Source organism: Arhodomonas sp. KWT2 (assembly GCF_041949875.1).
Classification (GTDB): domain Bacteria; phylum Pseudomonadota; class Gammaproteobacteria; order Nitrococcales; family Nitrococcaceae; genus Arhodomonas; species Arhodomonas aquaeolei.
Map to the genome: position 1 here is coordinate 78,776 of NZ_JBHFPQ010000046.1, position 18,365 is coordinate 97,140.

At 69.8% G+C, this 18,365-nt stretch carries 18 protein-coding genes and 1 riboswitch; of the genes, 13 read left to right on the top strand and 5 right to left on the bottom strand.

From position 1 onward, the window contains the following. Positions 1-17: 17 nt before the first annotated feature. Positions 18-1,289 (bottom strand): HlyC/CorC family transporter, encoded by a 1,272-nt coding sequence (locus ACEZHJ_RS11435; protein WP_163139337.1) that lies wholly within the window; start codon positions 1,287-1,289, stop codon positions 18-20. 20 nt (positions 1,290-1,309) lie between these two features. Further along, positions 1,310-2,119 carry an inner membrane protein YpjD gene (locus ACEZHJ_RS11440; RefSeq protein WP_163139336.1) on the bottom strand — a complete coding sequence of 270 codons (810 nt, stop codon included), beginning with the start codon at positions 2,117-2,119 and terminating at the stop codon, positions 1,310-1,312. Between the two features lie 143 nt (positions 2,120-2,262). On the opposite strand from ACEZHJ_RS11440, the gene ffh reads away from it, so the two are divergent. The 7 genes from ffh (at position 2,263) to ACEZHJ_RS11475 (ending at position 8,436) form a co-directional block, all read left to right on the top strand. Then, on the top strand, positions 2,263-3,666 hold the full coding sequence (gene ffh / locus ACEZHJ_RS11445; RefSeq protein ID WP_018717801.1) for a signal recognition particle protein: 1,404 nt from the start codon (positions 2,263-2,265) through the stop codon (positions 3,664-3,666). Between the two features lie 105 nt (positions 3,667-3,771). Then, the gene (gene rpsP / locus ACEZHJ_RS11450) at positions 3,772-4,032 is read left to right on the top strand and encodes a 30S ribosomal protein S16 (RefSeq protein ID WP_018717802.1); all 261 of its coding nucleotides are present in this window, start codon (positions 3,772-3,774) and stop codon (positions 4,030-4,032) included. A 15-nt stretch (positions 4,033-4,047) separates the two neighbouring features. Beyond that, a complete protein-coding gene (gene rimM / locus ACEZHJ_RS11455) occupies positions 4,048-4,572 on the top strand; it encodes a ribosome maturation factor RimM (protein WP_156831162.1) in 525 nt (174 codons plus the stop codon). 2 nt (positions 4,573-4,574) lie between these two features. Further along, entirely contained in the window at positions 4,575-5,327 is a 753-nt protein-coding gene (gene trmD / locus ACEZHJ_RS11460; protein ID WP_018717804.1) for a tRNA (guanosine(37)-N1)-methyltransferase TrmD, read from the top strand. Between the two features lie 12 nt (positions 5,328-5,339). Further along, positions 5,340-5,720, top strand: coding sequence for a 50S ribosomal protein L19 (rplS, locus tag ACEZHJ_RS11465; protein ID WP_026321022.1), 381 nt, complete (start codon positions 5,340-5,342; stop codon positions 5,718-5,720). A 149-nt stretch (positions 5,721-5,869) separates the two neighbouring features. Next, a riboswitch (TPP riboswitch) is annotated at positions 5,870-5,973 on the top strand. Continuing rightward, positions 5,963-7,345, top strand: a complete 1,383-nt coding sequence (locus ACEZHJ_RS11470) for a sodium:solute symporter (protein ID WP_163139335.1) — start codon at positions 5,963-5,965, stop codon at positions 7,343-7,345. It overlaps the preceding riboswitch by 11 nt. Before the next feature lie 65 nt (positions 7,346-7,410). After that, positions 7,411-8,436, top strand: coding sequence for a proline racemase family protein (locus tag ACEZHJ_RS11475; RefSeq protein WP_163139334.1), 1,026 nt, complete (start codon positions 7,411-7,413; stop codon positions 8,434-8,436). Positions 8,437-8,448: 12 nt separating this feature from the next. Here the strand turns inward: ACEZHJ_RS11475 and ald are convergent, their stop codons facing one another. Together ald and serB are read right to left on the bottom strand one after the other, a co-directional pair. Next, entirely contained in the window at positions 8,449-9,567 is a 1,119-nt protein-coding gene (gene ald / locus ACEZHJ_RS11480; RefSeq protein WP_018717808.1) for an alanine dehydrogenase, read from the bottom strand. Positions 9,568-9,607: 40 nt separating this feature from the next. Beyond that, complete coding sequence (serB, locus tag ACEZHJ_RS11485; protein WP_018717809.1) at positions 9,608-10,822, bottom strand: phosphoserine phosphatase SerB; 1,215 nt, start codon at positions 10,820-10,822, stop codon at positions 9,608-9,610. Between the two features lie 122 nt (positions 10,823-10,944). Here serB and ACEZHJ_RS11490 point away from each other — a divergent pair, with 122 nt between their 5' ends. The 3 genes from ACEZHJ_RS11490 to ilvB all read left to right on the top strand — a co-directional run bounded on the left by ACEZHJ_RS11490 (position 10,945) and on the right by ilvB (position 14,159). Next, positions 10,945-11,703, top strand: a complete 759-nt coding sequence (locus tag ACEZHJ_RS11490; RefSeq protein WP_163139333.1) for an NAD-dependent deacylase — start codon at positions 10,945-10,947, stop codon at positions 11,701-11,703. A gap of 5 nt (positions 11,704-11,708) precedes the next feature. Further along, positions 11,709-12,104, top strand: coding sequence for a peptide-methionine (R)-S-oxide reductase MsrB (msrB, locus tag ACEZHJ_RS11495; protein WP_018717811.1), 396 nt, complete (start codon positions 11,709-11,711; stop codon positions 12,102-12,104). 189 nt (positions 12,105-12,293) lie between these two features. Beyond that, positions 12,294-14,159: a biosynthetic-type acetolactate synthase large subunit gene (gene ilvB / locus ACEZHJ_RS11500; RefSeq protein ID WP_018717812.1), complete on the top strand. Its 1,866-nt coding sequence runs from the start codon at positions 12,294-12,296 to the stop codon at positions 14,157-14,159. A 108-nt stretch (positions 14,160-14,267) separates the two neighbouring features. Here ilvB and ACEZHJ_RS11505 read toward each other — a convergent pair whose 3' ends face one another. Next, positions 14,268-15,008 (bottom strand): hypothetical protein, encoded by a 741-nt coding sequence (locus ACEZHJ_RS11505; protein ID WP_018717813.1) that lies wholly within the window; start codon positions 15,006-15,008, stop codon positions 14,268-14,270. A gap of 170 nt (positions 15,009-15,178) precedes the next feature. On the opposite strand from ACEZHJ_RS11505, the gene htpG reads away from it, so the two are divergent. The 3 genes from htpG to ACEZHJ_RS11520 all read left to right on the top strand — a co-directional run. After that, on the top strand, positions 15,179-17,071 hold the full coding sequence (gene htpG / locus ACEZHJ_RS11510) for a molecular chaperone HtpG (RefSeq protein WP_375036513.1): 1,893 nt from the start codon (positions 15,179-15,181) through the stop codon (positions 17,069-17,071). Between the two features lie 184 nt (positions 17,072-17,255). Continuing rightward, positions 17,256-17,786, top strand: coding sequence for an elongation factor P hydroxylase (locus ACEZHJ_RS11515; protein WP_375036514.1), 531 nt, complete (start codon positions 17,256-17,258; stop codon positions 17,784-17,786). 312 nt (positions 17,787-18,098) lie between these two features. Next, a partial coding sequence (locus ACEZHJ_RS11520) for a DUF3304 domain-containing protein (protein ID WP_375036515.1) occupies positions 18,099-18,365 on the top strand: 267 nt, incomplete at its 3' end.

The window sequence follows — 18,365 nt, forward strand, 5'->3', positions numbered from 1 at the left end:
TACCCGGGGCGCCGTAGTCAGCGCCGTGTCTTGCCCGGAGGTGGCTGGATGCGGGCGAGCTTCACCCGGTTGCCCTGGGTCTGGATGATGGTCACCGGGTAGCCCTCCAGCATCAGGCTGGTGCCGGGGGCCGGGATGGTCTCGAGCTGCTCTAGGATAAGGCCGTTGAGCGTCTTCGGCCCGCCGGTGGGCATCTCCGCATTGAGCGTGCGGTTGAGTTCGCGCACGCTGGCGCTGCCCTCCACCAGGAACGAGCCGTCCGCCTGCGGATGGACGTCGCGCATCATCTCCGCCGGGTCCGTGGTGAACTCCCCGACGATCTCCTCGAGCAGGTCCTCCAGGGTGATCAGCCCCATGATGTCGCCGTACTCGTCCACCACCAGGGCGATGCGCCGGCGCCGGTTCTGGAAGTTGAGCAGCTGCACGTGCAGCGGGGTGGCCTCCGGCACGAAGTAGGGCTCGTTCATGCCGGCGATCAGCTCCTCGCGGGTGAGCCGGCCGGTGAGCAGGCTCGAGAGCACCCGGCGGACGTGAAGCACCCCCTCGATCTCGTCGACCGCACCGCGGTAGACCGGCATGCGCGTGTACTCGGTATTGGCGAGTAGCTCCAGGATCGCGTCCCAGTCGTCCTCCAGGTCGATACCCATGATCTCGTTACGCGGGATCATGATGTCCTCGACGGTAGCCTGCTCCAGGTCGAGGATATTGGTGAGCATGCGCTGGTGGGTGCGCGGGATCATCGCGCCGGCCTCGTTGACCACGGTGCGCAGCTCCTCCCGGCTGACCGCGGCGCTGGCGTCCTTCTCGATGCGCACGCCCACGGCCCGGAGCATGCCGTTGGCGATGAGGTTGATCAGCCATACCAGCGGGTAGAGCAGGCGCAGCAGCGGAGACAGCGCGAAGGCGGCCGGGAAGGCCACGCGCTCCGGGTGGAGCGCGGCGAGGGTCTTCGGGGTGACCTCGGAGAAGATCAGGATGGTCAGCGTCAGCAGCCCCGTGGCCACGGCGATGGCGCTCTCGCCGCCGAGGCGCAGCGCGATCACGGTGGCGATCTGCGCGGCGAGGATGTTCACCAGGTTGTTCCCGATCAGGATGACGCCGATCAGCCGGTCGGGGCGCTCCAGCAGCCGCTGTGCAATGCGCGGGCCGCGCCGCCCCTCGTCGGCGAGGTGGCGCAGGCGGTAGCGGTTGACGGTCATCAGCGCCGTCTCCGAGCCGGAGAAGCACCCGGAGAGCACCAGCGAGACGATCAGCGCGATGATCAGCCCGGATAGCGGAATGTGTTCCACGGCGCCTCCTCAGCGCACGATCAGGCGCCGAGCACCAGTTCCAGCATGATCTTGGAGCCGAAATAGCCGAGCGCGAGCACGAGGAAGGCGCCGATGCTCCAGCGTGCGGCCACCTGTCCGCGCCAGCCGTAGTGCCAGCGCCCCAGCAGCAGCATCGCGAACAGGGCCCAGGCGAGCATGGTGAGCACGGTCTTGTGCACCAGGTGCTGGGCGAAGAGGTCCTGGACGAAGAACCAGCCGGTGGCGAGCGATGCCGTGAGCAGCACGAAGCCCACGCGGAGCATGGTGAACAGCAGCGCGTCCATGTCCTGCAGGGCGGGGAGCAGCCGCAGGAAACCGCCGGGGTGGCGGTTACGGAGCTGGTGCTCCTGGACCGCCAGCACCACGGACTGGGCGGCGGCGATCCCGAGTACGCTGTAGGCGATCACCGAGAGCAGCACGTGGCTGTCGACCCCGGCGAAGCCCACCGGGTTGGTCGTATGGGCCACGCCGAAGAAGTACTGCGTCAGCACCGCGGCGGCGCTGACCGGGAAGACGAGCACGCCGAGGCTCTCCACCGGCTCGCGCACGGCGGCGAGCACCAGCAGCGCCGCCATCACCCAGCCGATCAGCGCCCCGGCGTTGAACAGCCGCAGATCCAGGCCGTTGCTCTGCCAGATGGTCTGGCTGAGGATGACGGCGTGCAGGGCCACGCCGGCCACTGCGAGCGCGATAGCGGCCTGGCGGGTGCCTTCGCGGGCCGGGAGCCGCCGTGTGAGGCGCAGCACGAGGACCACGGTGGCCGCCAGGTAGAGGGCGATGACGGTGATAGTCAGTAAGGGGTGAATCATTCGCGCCGGTGTGCGCTCCTTGAGTTGGCGTCGATCATCGCACACCTTGCTCCGGGCTTCGAGTCCCGGACACGGTCCTCGCCCCGGCATCGCCCCGACCGTTATACTAACGGGCTGTCGACGAATATCCATTGGAGCGCGCCATGTTCAGCAGTCTCAGCGAACGGCTCGAGGGCATCAGCAAGCGCCTGCGCGGCCAGGGGCGGTTAACGGAGGACAACATCCGCGACACCCTCCGCGAGGTGCGCATGGCGCTGCTCGAGGCGGATGTCGCGCTGCCGGTGGTCAAGTCCTTCGTCAACGACGTCCGTGAGCGTGCCCTCGGCTCGGAGGTGATGAAGAGCCTCTCGCCGGGGCAGGCCTTCGTGAAGATCGTGCGCGACGAGCTCGTGCGCGTGATGGGCGAGGAGAACACCGGCCTGGACCTGGCCACCCGCCCGCCCGCAGTGGTCCTGGTGGCGGGGCTGCAGGGCTCCGGCAAGACCACCAGTATCGCCAAGCTCGGGCGCTGGCTCGCCGAGCGTGAGAAAAAGAAGGTCCTCACCGTATCCCTGGACGTCTACCGTCCCGCCGCCATCGATCAGCTCGAGCGCCTCGCCGGCGAGGTGGGCGTGGATTTCCAGCCCACCCAGACCAGCGACGACCCGGTGACCGCGGCCGAGGCGGCCGTGGACCGTGCCCGGCGCGAGTACTACGACGTCCTGCTGGTCGACACCGCCGGCCGGCTGCACGTCGACGAGACGATGATGGACGAGGTCAAGCGCGTGCACGGCGCCCTCGATCCGGTGGAGACGCTGTTCGTCGTCGACAGCATGACCGGCCAGGACGCCGTCAACACCGCCAAGGCGTTCGACGAGGCGCTGCCCCTCACCGGTGTGGTCCTCACCAAGACCGACGGCGACGCCCGCGGCGGTGCGGCGCTGTCGATCCGCTACATCACCGGCAAGCCCATCAAGTTCCTCGGTGTCGGCGAGAAGACCGACGCCCTCGAGCCCTTCCACCCGGACCGGGTGGCCTCCCGCATCCTCGGCATGGGCGACGTGCTCAGCCTCGTCGAGGAGGTCGAGCGCTCGGTGGACAAGAGCGAAGCCGAGAAGATGGCTTCCAAGCTCAAGAAGGGCAAGGGCTTCGATCTCGACGACCTGCGCAAGCAGATGCAGCAGATCAACAAGATGGGCGGCATGGGCGGGTTGATGGACAAGCTCCCCGGCATGGGCAAGCTCACCGAGCAGATGCAGGACCAGGTCGGTGAGAAGCAGATCCGTCGCCAGATCGCGATCATCGACTCCATGACCCCGCGCGAGCGGCGCCGCCCCGACATCATCAGCGGCTCGCGCAAGCGCCGCATCGCTCGCGGCAGCGGGCTGCAGGTGCAGGACGTCAACCGCCTGCTCAAGCAGCACAAGCAGATGCAGAAGATGATGAAGCAGATGAAGAAGGGCGGGATGCAGAAGATGATGCGCCAGTTCGGCGGCGGCGGAGGCGGCGGCTTTCCACCGGGGGGCGGCGGCATGCCGCCCGGCGGCCCGTCCGGTTTCCTGCGGTGATGCCCCGTCGGGGCGGTTTTACATCGGCGCGGTTTCAAGTAGACTTGCGCGTTTTACATCGGTAGCCCAGTTCTGTTTGCCGATCACAGGGGATTAACGAACACGATGGTAACCATTCGTCTAGCTCGCACTGGCGCGAAGAAGCGGCCCTTCTACCACCTGATCGTTACCGACAGCCGCAACCCGCGGGACGGTCGGTTCATCGAGCGCCTCGGGTTCTATAACCCGGTCGCGACCGGTCAGGAAGTCTCGCTCAAGCTCGAGCTCGAGCGTGTCGACCACTGGCTCGAGCGTGGCGCCCGTCCGACCGAGAGTGCCGAGGGGCTGATCCGCAAGGCGCGCAAGGGCGCGGCCGCGGAGGCGTAACGACCCGGGAGGCGGCTGGTGCAGCGTGGCGCGCAGGATGACCCGCCCGTGGTGCTGGGCGAGATCGTGGGCGTTCACGGTGTGCAGGGCTGGGTCAAGGTGTATTCCTGGACCCGGCCGATGGATAACATCCTCGGCTTCACCGAGTGGCAGCTGCTCGACGATGCCGGCGCCGCGCGTACTCTGAAGCTGCGTTCGGGCCGGCAACAGGGCAAGGGCCTGATCGCGCATCTGGAGGGCGTCGAAGACCGCGATGCGGCGCGGGCGCTCATCGGGCGACAGATCGCCGTGCCCCGCTCGGCGCTGCCGCCGGCGGAAGAGGGTGAGTACTACTGGCACGACCTCGTCGGGCTCGAGGTCGTCAACCGCGAGGGCGTGGTCCTCGGCCGTGTCAGGCGGCTGATGGAGACCGGGGCGAACGACGTGATGGTCGTGGCCGGCGAGCGCGAGCGGCTGATCCCGTTCGTCGTCGACGTCTTCGTCCTCGACGTCGATCTCGGCGCGGGGCGCCTGGAGGTCGACTGGGACCCGGAAGACTGACGGTGCGCTTCGATGTCGTCACGATCTTCCCGGAGATGCTCCGGGCGATCACGGAATCCGGGGTGACCCGGCGCGCGGTGGAGCGCGGGCTGATCGAGATCGCCCCGCAGGACCCGCGGGACTACACGACGGACCGCCACCGCACGGTGGACGACCGGCCCTACGGCGGCGGTCCCGGCATGGTCATGAAGGTCCAGCCGTTGCGCGACGCGATACACGCGGCGCGTTCGGCGGTGCCGACGCCGGCGACGGTGGTCTATCTCAGCCCTCAGGGCCGGCCGCTGGACCAGGCGACGGTGAGCGAGCTGGCGCGGCTGCCGCGGCTCATTCTGCTGTGCGGCCGCTACGAGGGTGTGGACGAGCGCCTGATCGCCGCGGAGGTGGATCGCGAGATCTCGGTCGGGGATTTCGTGGTCAGTGGCGGCGAGCTGCCGGCGATGATGCTCATCGATGCGGTGAGCCGGCTGGTGCCCGGGGTGCTCGGGCATGTGGATTCCGCCGAGGAGGATTCCTTCACGGCGGGATTGCTGGACTGCCCGCACTATACGCGTCCGGAGTCCATCGACGGGCGCGACGTGCCGGCGGTGCTGCTCGGCGGCGATCACCAGGCGGTGGCGCGCTGGCGGCGCAAGCAGGCGTTGGGACGGACTTGGCTGCGGCGCCCTGAGCTGCTGTCCGGGCGGGAGCTGGACGGCGACGCGCAGGCGCTACTGGAAGAATTCATCGAGGAGTACCGAGGGGACTCGGAACGCTAGGGGTTTGTGGTCATGAGCAACATCATCAAAGAGCTTGAGCGGGAACAGATCGAAAAGTCCGGGCGCAGCCTCGACGCGTTCGCACCCGGTGACACCGTGCTGGTGAACGTCTGGGTCAAGGAGGGCAACCGCGAGCGTGTGCAGCCCTTCGAGGGCGTGGTCATCGCCAAGCGCAACCGCGGCGTGAACTCCGCGTTCACCGTGCGCAAGACCTCCCACGGCGAGGGCGTCGAGCGCGTCTTCCCGCTGCACAGCCCGGTGATCGAGAGCATCAAGGTCAAGCGCAAGGGCGACGTGCGCCGCGCCAAGCTCTACTATCTCCGCGATCGTCAGGGCAAGGCCGCCCGCATCAAGGAGAAGATCCGCACCAAGGGTGCGAAGCAGGGCGCCTGAGGCGCAACGCCCGTCCGTGTCCCCCGCGCCGGGGGGCGCGCGAGCGTGACGAAGGCCATCGGCACCCCGTGCCGGTGGCCTTTTTCGTGGCACCGCCGGATTTGCCATCGGCGCGGCTGCGCGCGAGAATCACCGACTCACCACAATCCGACCGTCGCCAGGGGAGTCCGTCACGGACTGAGAGTGCGCGCCGCGCAGACCCTGGAACCTGATCCGGATCATACCGGCGGAGGTAGCGCGACATGTACCTGACCCTTGCCACGCTCGGCGTGGCCCTCATCGCCTTTACCTGGATCGGCCTGCGTGCCCGTGCCACCTCGGCCGGGCTGGACGACTACGTCACCGCCCGCAACAGCCAGGGCGCGACCGTGCTGGGCCTGTCCTTCCTCGCCTCCGGCATGGGGGCATGGATCCTTTTCGCCCCGCCGGAGGTGGGCGCCTTCGTGGGGCCGGTGGCCCTCGCCGGCTATGCCGTCGGTGCCGCGCTGCCGTTCCTGGTCTTCGCGCTCTGCGGCCCGGCGATCCGGTCCCGGGTGCCCCAGGGGCGCAGCATCGGCGACTTCGCGGAGGCCTGTTACGGGACGGCGGTGCGGCGCTGGGTGGCGCTGATCTCCGTGCTCTACATGCTGTGCTTCCTCGCCGCGGAACTCACCGCCATCGGCGCGATCACCGCGCTGCTGTCGGATCTGGACGGCGGCGTGGTCGTGGTAGCCGTGGCGGTGGCGACCCTCGCCTACACCGCCGCCGGCGGACTGCGCGCGAGCCTGGAGACGGACCGCTGGCAGGCCTGGCTGCTGCTTGCCTTATTGGCCCTGGTGACCGGTGTCGCCCTGGGCGGGACGGGACGGCCGCCGGCGGCGTCGGCGATGCCCTCGGTGCCGCTGGCGGACGGCCTGGCGGTGGCACTGGCGCTGGTGCTCGCGGTGACCGCCGCCAACCTCTTCCACCAGGGCTACTGGCAGCGGGTCTGGGCCGCTCGGGACGCGCGTGTGCTCGGGCGCGGGGCGCTCCTCGGGGCCGGCACCACCGTCGTGGTGGTCGCGGTGATCGGTGCCCTGGGCATCGTCGCGGCGATGACCGGACTGTCCCTCGGCGATCCGCCGATCCCTTTCTTCGCGCTGCTCAATGCCGCCCCCGCATGGGTGACCCTGCCGGCGCTGGTCCTGGCGGTCACGCTGGTGGCGTCGTCCGTGGACACGCTGCAGAACGGCATCGCCTCGCTGGCGGTCACCGAGGCCCGCGGCCTGTCGCTCGGTGCGGCCCGCTGGGTGACCGTGGTGCTGATGGTGCCGGTGGTGGCCGTCGCGTTGCAGGGCCTGTCCGTGCTGCGACTGTTCCTCATCGCCGACCTGCTGTGCGCGACCACGGTGGTGCCGGTGCTCATGGGACTGTGGCGGCGGACCACGCCGGCCGCCGCGGTGGCCGGCACCGCCGCCGGTCTCGCGGGTTCCATTGTGCCGGGCTGGTGGCAGGGTGGCGGTCCCGTCGCCGGCCTCCATGCGGCCTCGTTCCCCGGTGGGGCGCCGACCCTGGGGCCTTTCGCCGGGGCGATGATCGCCTCTACGGCGGTCTGCCTGCTGGTGGCACTGCTCGTGCCCGGACGCGAGGCCGTCGCCCGGGCCTGAATGGTTCCGTGGCCGCCTTTCCGGGCGGCGGTTAGAATGGCGGTTTTTTCGACGGGGGAGTGCCCATGGCGGAGAAGACGGCCTACACGGTGGTGGACATGCACACGGCGGGCGAGCCGGTGCGTATCTTCACGGGCGGGTTGCCCGAGCTGGCCGGCGAGACCCTGCTCGATCGCCGGCGCGACGCGATGGATCACCACGACCACGTGCGCCGGCGCCTGATGCTGGAGCCCCGCGGGCATGCCGACATGTACGGCGTGTGGCCGACGCGGGCGAGCCATCCGGATGCCGCCATGGCGGTGCTGTTCACCCACAACGAGGGCTATAGCACCATGTGCGGGCACGCCACCATCGCCCTGGGTCGGTATGCGGTGGACCAGGGGCTGGTGACCCTGGGTCCGGACGGCGCCGACTTCGTGCTGGAGTGCCCCTGCGGGCCGGTCACCGTGCATGTGCACGCGGACGCCGATGGTGCCCCGGGGGACGTGAGCTTCGACAGCGTGCCGGCCTTCGCCAGCCACCTGGACGCCGACGTGACCGTGCCGGAGTACGGCCGTATCGCCGTGGACGTCGCCTATGGCGGGGCGTTCTACGTGATCGTGCCCGCCTCGCGGCTGGGGCTCGATCTCTTCGCCACCCCCTACGAGCAGCTGCTCCACGCCGCCCGCGCCATGACCGCTGCGGCCCGCGAGCAGCTCAGCGTGAGCCATCCGGACGCCGACGACCTCGGTTTCATCTACGGCACCATTCTCACCGACGACGTCCCGCCGAGCAGCGAGGCACCGAGCCACAACGTGTGCATCTTCGGCGGCGGGCAGGTGGATCGCAGCCCCACCGGCTCCGGCGTCACCGCGCGGCTCGCGCTCGCCCACGCCCGCGGGCTGATCGAGCCGGGACAGACGCGGACGTTCCGCGGCATCGCCGGGGTGGACTTCACCGCCGCGGTGCGCGGGGCCGCCGCCGACGGCAGCGTGGTCGTCACCGTGGGTGGCCGCGGCCACTACGTCGGTGAGGCGCGGTTCGTGGTCGAGGCCGGCGACCCGCTGGCCGACGGCGTCGCCCTGCCGGACGAGCTGTGGGGGCGGCGCTGAGCGCGCCCCCACTCATCCCTTGAGGGCCTCCCGGGGGGGCAGGTAGCGGTAGCCCAGCTCCTCGGCAACGGCGCGGTAGGTCACGTGCCCGCGGCAGACGTTGAGGCCGTCGAGGAGGTGCGGGTCCTCGGCCAGCGCCTGCGGGAAGCCCTTGTCCGCCAGGGCGAGGGCATAGGGCAGGGTGACGTTGTTGAGCGCGAGCGTGGAGGTGCGGGGCACCGCGCCCGGCATGTTCGCCACGCAGTAGTGGACCACGCCGTCGACGACGAAGGTCGGCTCGTCGTGGGTGGTGGGGTGGGAGGTCTCGAAGCAGCCGCCCTGGTCGATGGCGACGTCCACGAGCACGCTGCCGGTGCGCATGCGCGAGACCATCTCGCGACTGACGAGCTTCGGGGTCTCCGCGCCGGTGACAAGCACTGCGCCGATCACCAGGTCCGCGTCGAGGACCTGGTCCTCCAGGCTCTGGCGGGTGGCGTAGATGGTGGTCAACGCCGGTCCGAAGTGCGTGGCGAGGCGGCGCAGCACCCCGACGTCGCGGTCGAGCACGACGGTGTCGGCGCCCAGGCCGATGGCCATCGCGATGGCGTTCTCGCCGACCACGCCGCCACCGATCACCACGACGCGCGCCGGCGGTACGCCCGGAACCCCGCCGACGAGCACACCGCCGCCCCCGGCCGCCTTCTCCAGGCAGTGGGCGCCGGCCTGGATGGACATCCGGCCCGCGACCTGCGACATGGGCGCGAGCAGGGGCAGGCCGCCGTGGCCGTCCGTGACCGTCTCGTAGGCGATGCACACGGCGCCGCTGTCGACCAGGTCGTGGGTCTGCTCCGGGTCCGGGGCGAGGTGCAGGTAGGTGAACAGGATCTGGTCCGCCCGGAGCTGCCGGCGCTCCTCGCGCTGGGGTTCCTTGACCTTGACCACCAGCTCGGCCTCGGCATAGATGCGCTCCGGCGTGTCGCTGATCCTGGCGCCGGCGCGCTCGTAGTCCGCGTCGGCGTAGCCCACGCCGATGCCGGCGTCGTGCTCGACGAGCACCTCGTGGCCGTGGGCGACGAACTCGCGCACGCTGTCCGGGGTGAGGCCGACCCGGTACTCCCGGTTCTTGATTTCGCGTGGCACACCTACCTGCATGATCGCCTCCGCGCTAGTGTCGTGTCCGCTGCCGGCCGCCTCAGTGGGGCAGCTCGGCGTCCTTCATGCCCATAAGATAGAGGATTCCGTCGAGGCCGACGGTGGAGATCGCCTGGCGCGCCCGCTGCTGCACGAGCGGCTTGGCGTGGAAGGCGATGCCCAGGCCCGCGAGCTTGAGCATGGGCAGATCGTTGGCGCCGTCGCCCACGGCGATGACCTGGTCCAGGGTGATGCCCTCCTGCACCGCGATCTCCTCGAGCAGCGCGGCCTTGCGGCCGCCGTCCACGACCTCGCCGATCACCCGGCCGGTCAGTCGGCCGTCGGCGATTTCCAGCTCGTTGGCGTGGACGTAGTCCAGGTCGAGGCGCTGCTGGAGGTAGCGGCCGAAGTAGGTGAAGCCGCCGGAGATCACCGCCGTGCGGTAGCCCAGGGTGTGCAGGGTCTTGAGCAGTCGCTCCGCGCCCTCGGTGAGGGTGAGCCGCTGCGCGACGGCCTCCAGGGTGGTCTCCGGCAGGCCCTCGAGCAGGGCCACCCGCCGGGCGAGGCTCTCGCGGAAGTCGATCTCGCCGCGCATGGCCGCCTCGGTGACCGCGACCACCTGCTCGCCGACGCCGGCCTCCTTGGCGAGCTCGTCGATGACCTCCTGCTGGATCAGTGTGGAGTCCATGTCGAAGACCACCAGCCGGCGGTTGCGGCGGTAGAAGTTGTCCTCCTGGAACGAGATGTCCACGCCGAGGGCCTCGGAGATGCTGAAGAAGCTCGCCTTCATGGCGTCCGGGTCCCGGGGCGTGCCACGCAGGGTCAGCTCGATGCAGGCGCGGCTGCCGCCGTTGTCGTCGTGCAGCGCGCTGCGCCCGGTGAGGCGGACGATGTCCTCGATGTTCAGCCCCTGGTCGGTGATCACGTGGGCGATGCGTCCGATCTGCTCCGCGGTGACCCGGCGGCCGAGCAGGGTGAGCACCTGCCGTGGCGCCCCCTCGTGGGCGACCCAGCGCTCGTAGTCCTCCGCGGAGATCGGCGTGAAGCGAACGCGCAGATCCAGCTTGTGGGCCTCGTAGAGGAGATCCTTGAGCACCGGCGCGCTCTGCGCCTCGTCCGGGATCTTGATCAGTATGCCCAGCGCCAGGGTGTCGTGGATCATGGCCTGGCCGATATCGAGCACCCGGGCGCCGTAGCCGGCGAGGATGTCCATCAGTGCGGAGGTGATGCCCGGGTTGTCGTGCCCCGAGATATTGATCAGTACCACTTCGCTCATCGCGCGCGGTCCCGTCCTGCTGCGGAAAGCGCTCCATTGTAGGCCATGGGACCGGTCATTGCCCGGGTGGATTCGGGGCGGTGCGCTTCCAGTGCCATCACTGCCATTGGTATCTTGAGGGAATGACCGAGACATCCACCGAGGCGCTTCCCGCCGCCCTGATCGAGCTACTGGGCCGTGCCCGGCAGGTGCTCGCCCTGACCGGGGCGGGCGTGTCCGCGGCGAGCGGTGTGCCCACGTTCCGCGAGGCTCAGACCGGGCTGTGGGCGCGGTACGATCCGACCGCGCTGGCCACCCCGGAGGCGTTTTCCCGGGATCCGGGGCTGGTGTGGTCCTGGTATGCCTGGCGGCGCTCTCTGCTGGCGGGGGTGGAGCCGAACGCGGCCCACACGGCCCTGGCCTGCTGGCCGGGGCCGGCACGGCTGACCGTGGTCACCCAGAACGTGGACGGTCTGCACCAGCGTGCCGGCAGCGGGGACGTCATCGAGCTGCACGGCCGCATCGACCGGGACCGCTGCAGCGCCGGCTGCGCGGTGCGTCGTCCGGGGGCCACGGGTGAAACCCCGCCGGCGTGTCCGGAATGTGGCGCGCCGATGCGTCCCGACGTGGTCTGGTTCGGCGAGCCGCTGCCGGTGGCGGCGCTGTACCGGGCCGGCGTGCTCGCGGAGTCGGCGGACTGCGTGCTCAGCATCGGCACCTCGTCCCTGGTGCGCCCGGCGGCGGACTTGCCGTGGGCGGCGCTGCAGGTGGGTGTGCCGGTGGTGGAGATCAATACCGAAGCCACGCCGCTGACGCGGCAGGCGGACTGGTCGCTGCGCGGCGGTGCCGACGAGGTGCTGCCGCGCCTGGTGGCCGCACTCGGCGGCGGGCCTGGAGGATAAAGGCGATGAGCGATACCCGTGACAACGATACCCCGCAGGCACGGCTGACCCCGGAGCAGTACCGGGTCACCCAGCAGCACGGCACCGAGCCGCCGTTCTCCGGGGAGTACAACGACTTCAAGGGCGACGGCACGTTCCGCTGCGTGTGCTGCGGCGGGCCGCTGTTCGACAGCCGGGACAAGTACGACTCCGGCAGCGGCTGGCCGAGCTTTACCGCGCCGGCGGATCCGCAGGCGGTGGGCGAGTCCTTCGACGAGAGCCTGGGGATGCGGCGCACCGAAGTGCACTGCCGCCGCTGCGCCGCCCACCTGGGGCACGTCTTCCCCGACGGGCCGGCGCCCACCGGGCTTCGCTACTGCATCAACTCCGCGGCCCTGGATTTCCACTCGCGGGACGACTGATTGTCGCGCCGGTCCCGAAGGAGCGGTGCCATGCCGCTCCCGGGGAGCGGCCCCGCCGTCGCGGACGTCCGTCGCGCAGGCGCTCCCGGGCGCCCTGAAAGCTGGCATTACCTATCGTCACATTAGTATATTGATCGATCGATCCCCTGATGTTAGGGGCCACGGAGCCAGTGGAGACGAAGACCGACCATGACGGAACAAGCACCCCGCATCCCGCACAGTACCCAGCACCCCCTCGCCGGCGAGCAGATGAGCGGCGCGGAGATGGTCGTACAGGTCCTGGCGGATGAGGGGGTAGATACGGTCTTCGGCTACAGCGGTGGCGCGATACTGCCGACCTACGACGCCGTGTTCCGCTACAACGAGCGCCAGCGCGGCGATACCGGTGGTGCGCCGATGAACCTGGTGGTGCCTGCCAACGAGCAGGGTGCCGGCTTCATGGCGGCGGGCTATGCCCGCAGTACCGGCCGGGTGGGGGTGTTCCTGGTGACCTCCGGTCCCGGTGCGACAAACACCGTCACCCCCATCCGCGACTGCATGGCGGACTCCGTGCCGGTGGTCGCCATTACCGGCCAGGTGGCCCGTGGCGCCATGGGGACGGACGCCTTCCAGGAGGCACCCATCGTCAACATCATGGGCAACTGCGCCAAGCACGTCTTCCTCGTGACCAATCCTGAGGACGTGGAGGCGACCATGCGCACCGCCTTCGAGGTGGCGCGCTCCGGGCGGCCCGGGCCGGTGGTGGTGGACCTGCCCAAGGACGTCCAGAACTGGGTGGGGGAATTCCACGGCGAGGGGCTGCTCGATGTGCGCGGCTACCGTCAGCGCATGGAGTCGCTGCGCCAGGCCAAGCTCTCCGAGCGCAAGTGCCGGCAGTTCTTCGACCTGCTCGGCCAGTCCTCGCGGCCGCTGCTCTACGTCGGCGGTGGCGTGGTCAGCGGCGACGCCGGCGATGACCTCACCGCCTTCGCCAAGGCGTACGGGATCCCGGTGGTGACCACGGTGATGGGCCTGGGTGCCATCGACACCACCGACGACCTGTGCCTGCACATGCTCGGCATGCACGGCACCGCGTACGCCAACTACGCGGTGGAGGACTGCGACTTCATCATCGCCGTGGGCGCGCGTTTCGACGACCGCGTGGCCGCCAAGGCGGAACTGTTCGCGCCGATGGCCGAGCACGTGGCGCATATCGACATCGACGCCGCGGAGATCGGGAAGGTCAAGCTCGTGGACTGGGCGCATGTCGGCGACGCCGGGCGCTCGCTTCGACAGCTCGTGGAGTTCGGGCGCAGCGAGGGCTTCCGCCGGGACTTCACGCCCTGGCTGGAACACGTGCGCGGCCTGCGCGGCAGCTACCCGATGAACTTCGACCGCGAGACGCCGCTCATCCAGCCCCAGGAGGTGCTCGAACGGCTCAATACGCTGACCCGGGGCGAGGCGGTCATCGCCACCGGCGTGGGCCAGCATCAGATGTTCGCGGCGCAGTACCTCGATTTCCACCGCCCGCGCCAGTGGCTCACCTCCGGGTCCATGGGCACGATGGGCTTCGGGCTGCCGGCGGCCATCGGCGCCCAGTTCGCCAATCCGGACGCGCTGGTCATCGACGTGGACGGCGACGGCAGCATCCGTATGAACCTGGGCGAGATGGAGACCGTCACCACCTACGGCCTGCCGGTGAAGGTGCTGCTGCTCAACAACAGCTGCGATGGCATGGTGCGCCAGTGGCAGCGGCTGTATTTCGAGGACCGTTTCTCGGGCAGCGACAAGTCCCTGCATCGCAAGGACTTCATCAAGGCGGCGGAGTCGGATGGTTTCGAGTTCGCCCGCCGCGTCACCGACAAGGCGGAGCTCGGCGAGGCGCTGAAGGCCTTCGTGGGCTTTGAGGGGCCCGCATTCCTGGAGGTGGTCATCGATCCGGACGCCGGGGTGTACCCGATGGTGGGGCCGGGCATGAGCTACCGCGAGATGGTCACCGGCGATCACATCCCGTCCCGGGATTACGGTGACAGCCGTGACGGGCCGGAGCGGCTGGCGCCTTCGGAGGCCTTCTAGGCCGCGCCGTCCCGGATTGAGCGGGCCTTATTGGCGGCCGGCCCGGCGCCGGCCGCCGGCTCGCCGCGCCGCGGTTCCCGGGCGCGGGCCCGTTATCGCTGCCGCCGCCTAGCCCCGCGGCTGTTCCGTCTCTTCCGCCGTTTCCGGATCCGACTCCGATTCACCGAGGCGGGCCCGCAGCTCCTCGATCTGTTTGTCCTTCATCGCCATGACCTGCTCGATCTCCTCGGGCACGGAGACCCCGTCTGCTGACGCGTCCCCGCCGGCGTCCGGCGGATCGGCCTCCACGGTCTCCGAGAAACGCTTTTCCAGCTCTTCCAGGGAGGCCAGCCAGCGGGTCTCGGTCTCGCGGTAGGTCTGTGTCTCCTGTTCGTCGAGGCCGTGCGCCTCGACGTTCTCCAGCAGCTTGCCGGCCAGGTGGCGGACCCGGTCGTAGCCTACCCGCAGGGTGCGCAGCTCGTCGCGCAGCTCCAGCAGCGAGGCGACCCGTTCCTCCTCGCGGGTGAGCAGGCGTCGCAGGCGTGCCGATTCTTCCGCCGCGTCCTCGTTCGCCTTGTCCACGGAGGACAGGGCCGCGTAGGCGGACAACGCCTCCTCCCGGTCGTCGGCGGTGTCGGCGTCGATGGCGGCGATCTCGGCGGCCAGGGCCTGCCGCCGGACCTCCGCCGCGCTCCCGCTGCCCGATTCGCTCGCCGCCAGGGCATCGGCGAGGTGGGCGCGGGCGGCATCGAGCGGGTCCGCATGCCGCCGGCGCAGTCGCAGAGCCAGCCAGATCGTGATGGCAGCGAGCACGAGGGCGACCTCGGCAGAGATCACGAAGGCGATGAGAACGCTGTCGTAGGTGGTCATGCCGTCGGCCTTTGTGTCGTCGTCGTTGTAATAGAATCGACCCCCGGCTCTCCCCGGCCTTGAAATGGGATCGATCCGGCACCATGCGAAGATCGTCGCCGCGGTTACGATCGTACAGACCGCGGCCGTTGTGGACCACGTCATTGATCAAGAAGGGAATGCGAAGCGGTATGAGCGCAGAGGCACAGCAGGAGACCCTGGAATTCCAGACCGAGGTCCAGCAGCTGCTGGATCTGATGATCCACTCGCTGTACAGCAATCCGGAGATCTTCCTCCGCGAGCTCGTCTCCAACGCCTCCGACGCGGCGGACAAGCTGCGTTTCGAGGCGCTGAAGGACGAGAGCCTGCTCGAGGACGACCCGGAGCTCGCCATCCGGGTGCATGCGGACAGCGAGGCACGCACGGTCACGATCGAGGACAATGGCATCGGCATGAGCCGGGACGACGTGGTCGAGAACCTCGGCACCATCGCGCGCTCCGGCACGCAACGCTTCCTGGAGGCGATGACGGGTGACGAGAAACAGGACGCGCAGCTCATCGGCCAGTTCGGCGTGGGCTTCTACTCCGCGTTCATCGTCGCCGACCGGGTGGACGTCTACACGCGCCGCGCCGGCGAGTCCCCGGAGCTCGGTGTGCACTGGTCCTCCGACGGCAAGGGCGCCTACTCGGTGGAGTACGTCGAGCGCCCCGAGCGCGGCACCCGCGTGATGCTCCATCTCGCCGAGGAACGCGACGAGTTCCTGGAGCCGCAGCGGCTTCGCCACATCATCCGCCGGTACTCCGATCACATCTCGCTGCCCATCCGCATGCCCGCCGAGGCGGATCCGGAGTCCGACGAGGCCCCGGGGGAGGAGACCGTCAACCAGGCCTCCGCGCTGTGGATGCGCCCGAAGGGCGAGATCAGCGACGAGGAGTACATCGAGTTCTACAAGCACGTCGCCCACGACTTCGAGGCGCCGCTGACCTGGCTGCACAACAAGGTCGAGGGCAACCAGGCCTACACCTCGCTGCTCTACATCCCTGCGCGCCGGCCCTTCGACCTGTTCGACCAGGACCAGCGCCACGGCGTCAAGCTCTACGTGCGCCGGGTGTTCATCATGGAGGACAGTGAGCACCTGATGCCGCGCTACCTCCGGTTCGTGCGCGGCGTGATCGACTCCGACGACCTCCCGCTCAACGTCTCCCGCGAGCTGCTCCAGCACAACAAGCTCATCGACCGCATCCGCGGCGCCTCGGTCAAGCGGGTGCTCGACACCCTGGAGCGCATGAGCCGGGACGAGCCCGAGAACTATGCCACGTTCTGGTCCCAGTTCGGCTCGGTGCTCAAGGAGGGCGTGATCGAGGACTCGGGCAACCGTGAGCGCATCGCCGGACTGCTGCGTTTCTCCTCCACCCAGGAGGCGAAACAGGAGGCGGACGTCACCCTCGCGGACTACGTCGCGCGGATGCGCGAGGGCCAGAAGCACATCTACTACGTCACCGCCGAGGGCTTCAACGCGGCGCGCAACAGTCCGCACCTGGAGATCTTCCGCAAGAAGGGCGTCGAGGTGCTGCTGCTCCACGAGCCCATCGACGAGTGGCTCGCGAGCCATCTCCACGAGTTCCAGGGCTACCCCCTGCAGTCCGTCGCCAAGGGCGAGCTGGACCTGGACGAGCTGGAGGACGAGACCGAGAAGCAGGCCCGCGAGGAGCGCGCCGAGGCGCTCAGGCCGCTCACCGAGAAGCTCCAGGAGTCGCTGGGCGAGCGGGTCTCCGAGGTCCGTGTCAGCGACCGCCTCACCGACTCGCCGGCCTGCCTGGTAGTGGGCGACTACGAGCTCGGCATGAACCTCCAGCGCATGCTCAAGGCCGCCGGCCACGAGATGCCCCAGGGGGCGCCGGCGCTGGAGATCAATCCGGATCACGCGCTGATCCAGCGGCTCGAGGGCGGCGGCGAGGATGCGCGCTTCGACGACTGGGCGCAGCTGCTCTTCGACCAGGCCCAGCTTACCGGCGGCGGCCAGCTCGAGGACCCGGCGGCGTTCGTGCAGCGGGTCAACCGTCTGCTGGAAACGCCGGCGTGAGCGGCACCGGGCAGCCGTGGGCGGCGGGGGGGGGCGGGGGCCCCCACCCCGGGGGGCGGGTTCGGCGGGTGGGGGGCGCGGTGGGCCCCGCGGGGCGCCCGCGGGGGGGCGGCGTGGTGGGGCGGGTCCCCGTTGGGTTCCCCCGCGGGGTGTGGGGGCACGGGGGACAGGGGGGGGTGGGGGGTTGGCCGCCCCCCACGACCCGGCGGAGCTGATACGGCTGTTCGACGACGAGTTCGCCCCGGAGAACACCCGGCTGGTGCGCGGCGATGAGGAGCCGCTGTACCTGCCGGCGGACGACACGTGTGCGTACCACCGGGTGGTCTTCGCCCATGGCTTCTTCGCCAGCGCGCTCCACGAGATTGCGCACTGGTGCATCGCCGGACCCCGGCGCCGGGCGCTGGTGGACTACGGCTACTGGTACGAGGGGGACGGACGGGACGCCGTCACCCAGGCCGAGTTCGAGCGGGTCGAGGCCCGCCCCCAGGCGCTGGAGTGGGCCTTCAGCATGGCCGCGGATGCACCCTTCCGGGTGAGCGTCGACAATCTGGACGGCGATCCCGGTGATCCGGACGGCTTCCGCCGCGCCGTCCGCGACGCCCTGGCGGTGTATCTCCGCGACGGACTCCCGCCGCGGGCCCGGCGTTTCGCCATCCGCCTGCAGGACCGCTACGGCGGTCATATCGAGCTGCCCGCGGATCTTCCTCGTTTATGATCGCGTTGGGTTGCGGTGTGAGTGATCCGCATTCCGGACTCGGCAACCGGAAAGTACTGAGGTAGGCTGATATCGCCCGGACCGGGCAAGCCTGGCCCGGTACGCACCGCCAGGAAGGCGGAAGGCGCATTATCGCGCGGGTTGATGCACTTCGGCTTTTGACCAGGGAAGGTGGCACATGGCTGACGATTCCTTCACGGGCATCCCGCCCGGGTTGTCCGGTTCCTCGCCGACACGACACACCGCACCGCCGGGACCGGCCGGGGGCGGTCACGGAAAGCCGGGCATCCCCGGGCCCGCCGGCGTGTCAGCATGACAGCACGCCGCTCGACCCCCCTCATCGTCTGGCCCCTGCTCATGGCCGCCCTGCTCACCGCCTGCGGCGGCGGGGAGGGCATCGGCGTGTCCGTCTCGGCGGTGAACTACACCGAGCGGGGTATCCGCTACTTCTCCGTGCACCGCCCGGGCGATGCCAAACGCAGCGCCGTGGGCATGAGCATCCGCCCTTACGGCGCCGGCGGCGTGACCTGCTGCGTGCCGCTGCCCAGGCAGTGGCACGAGGGGCTGGAGGTCGTCGTG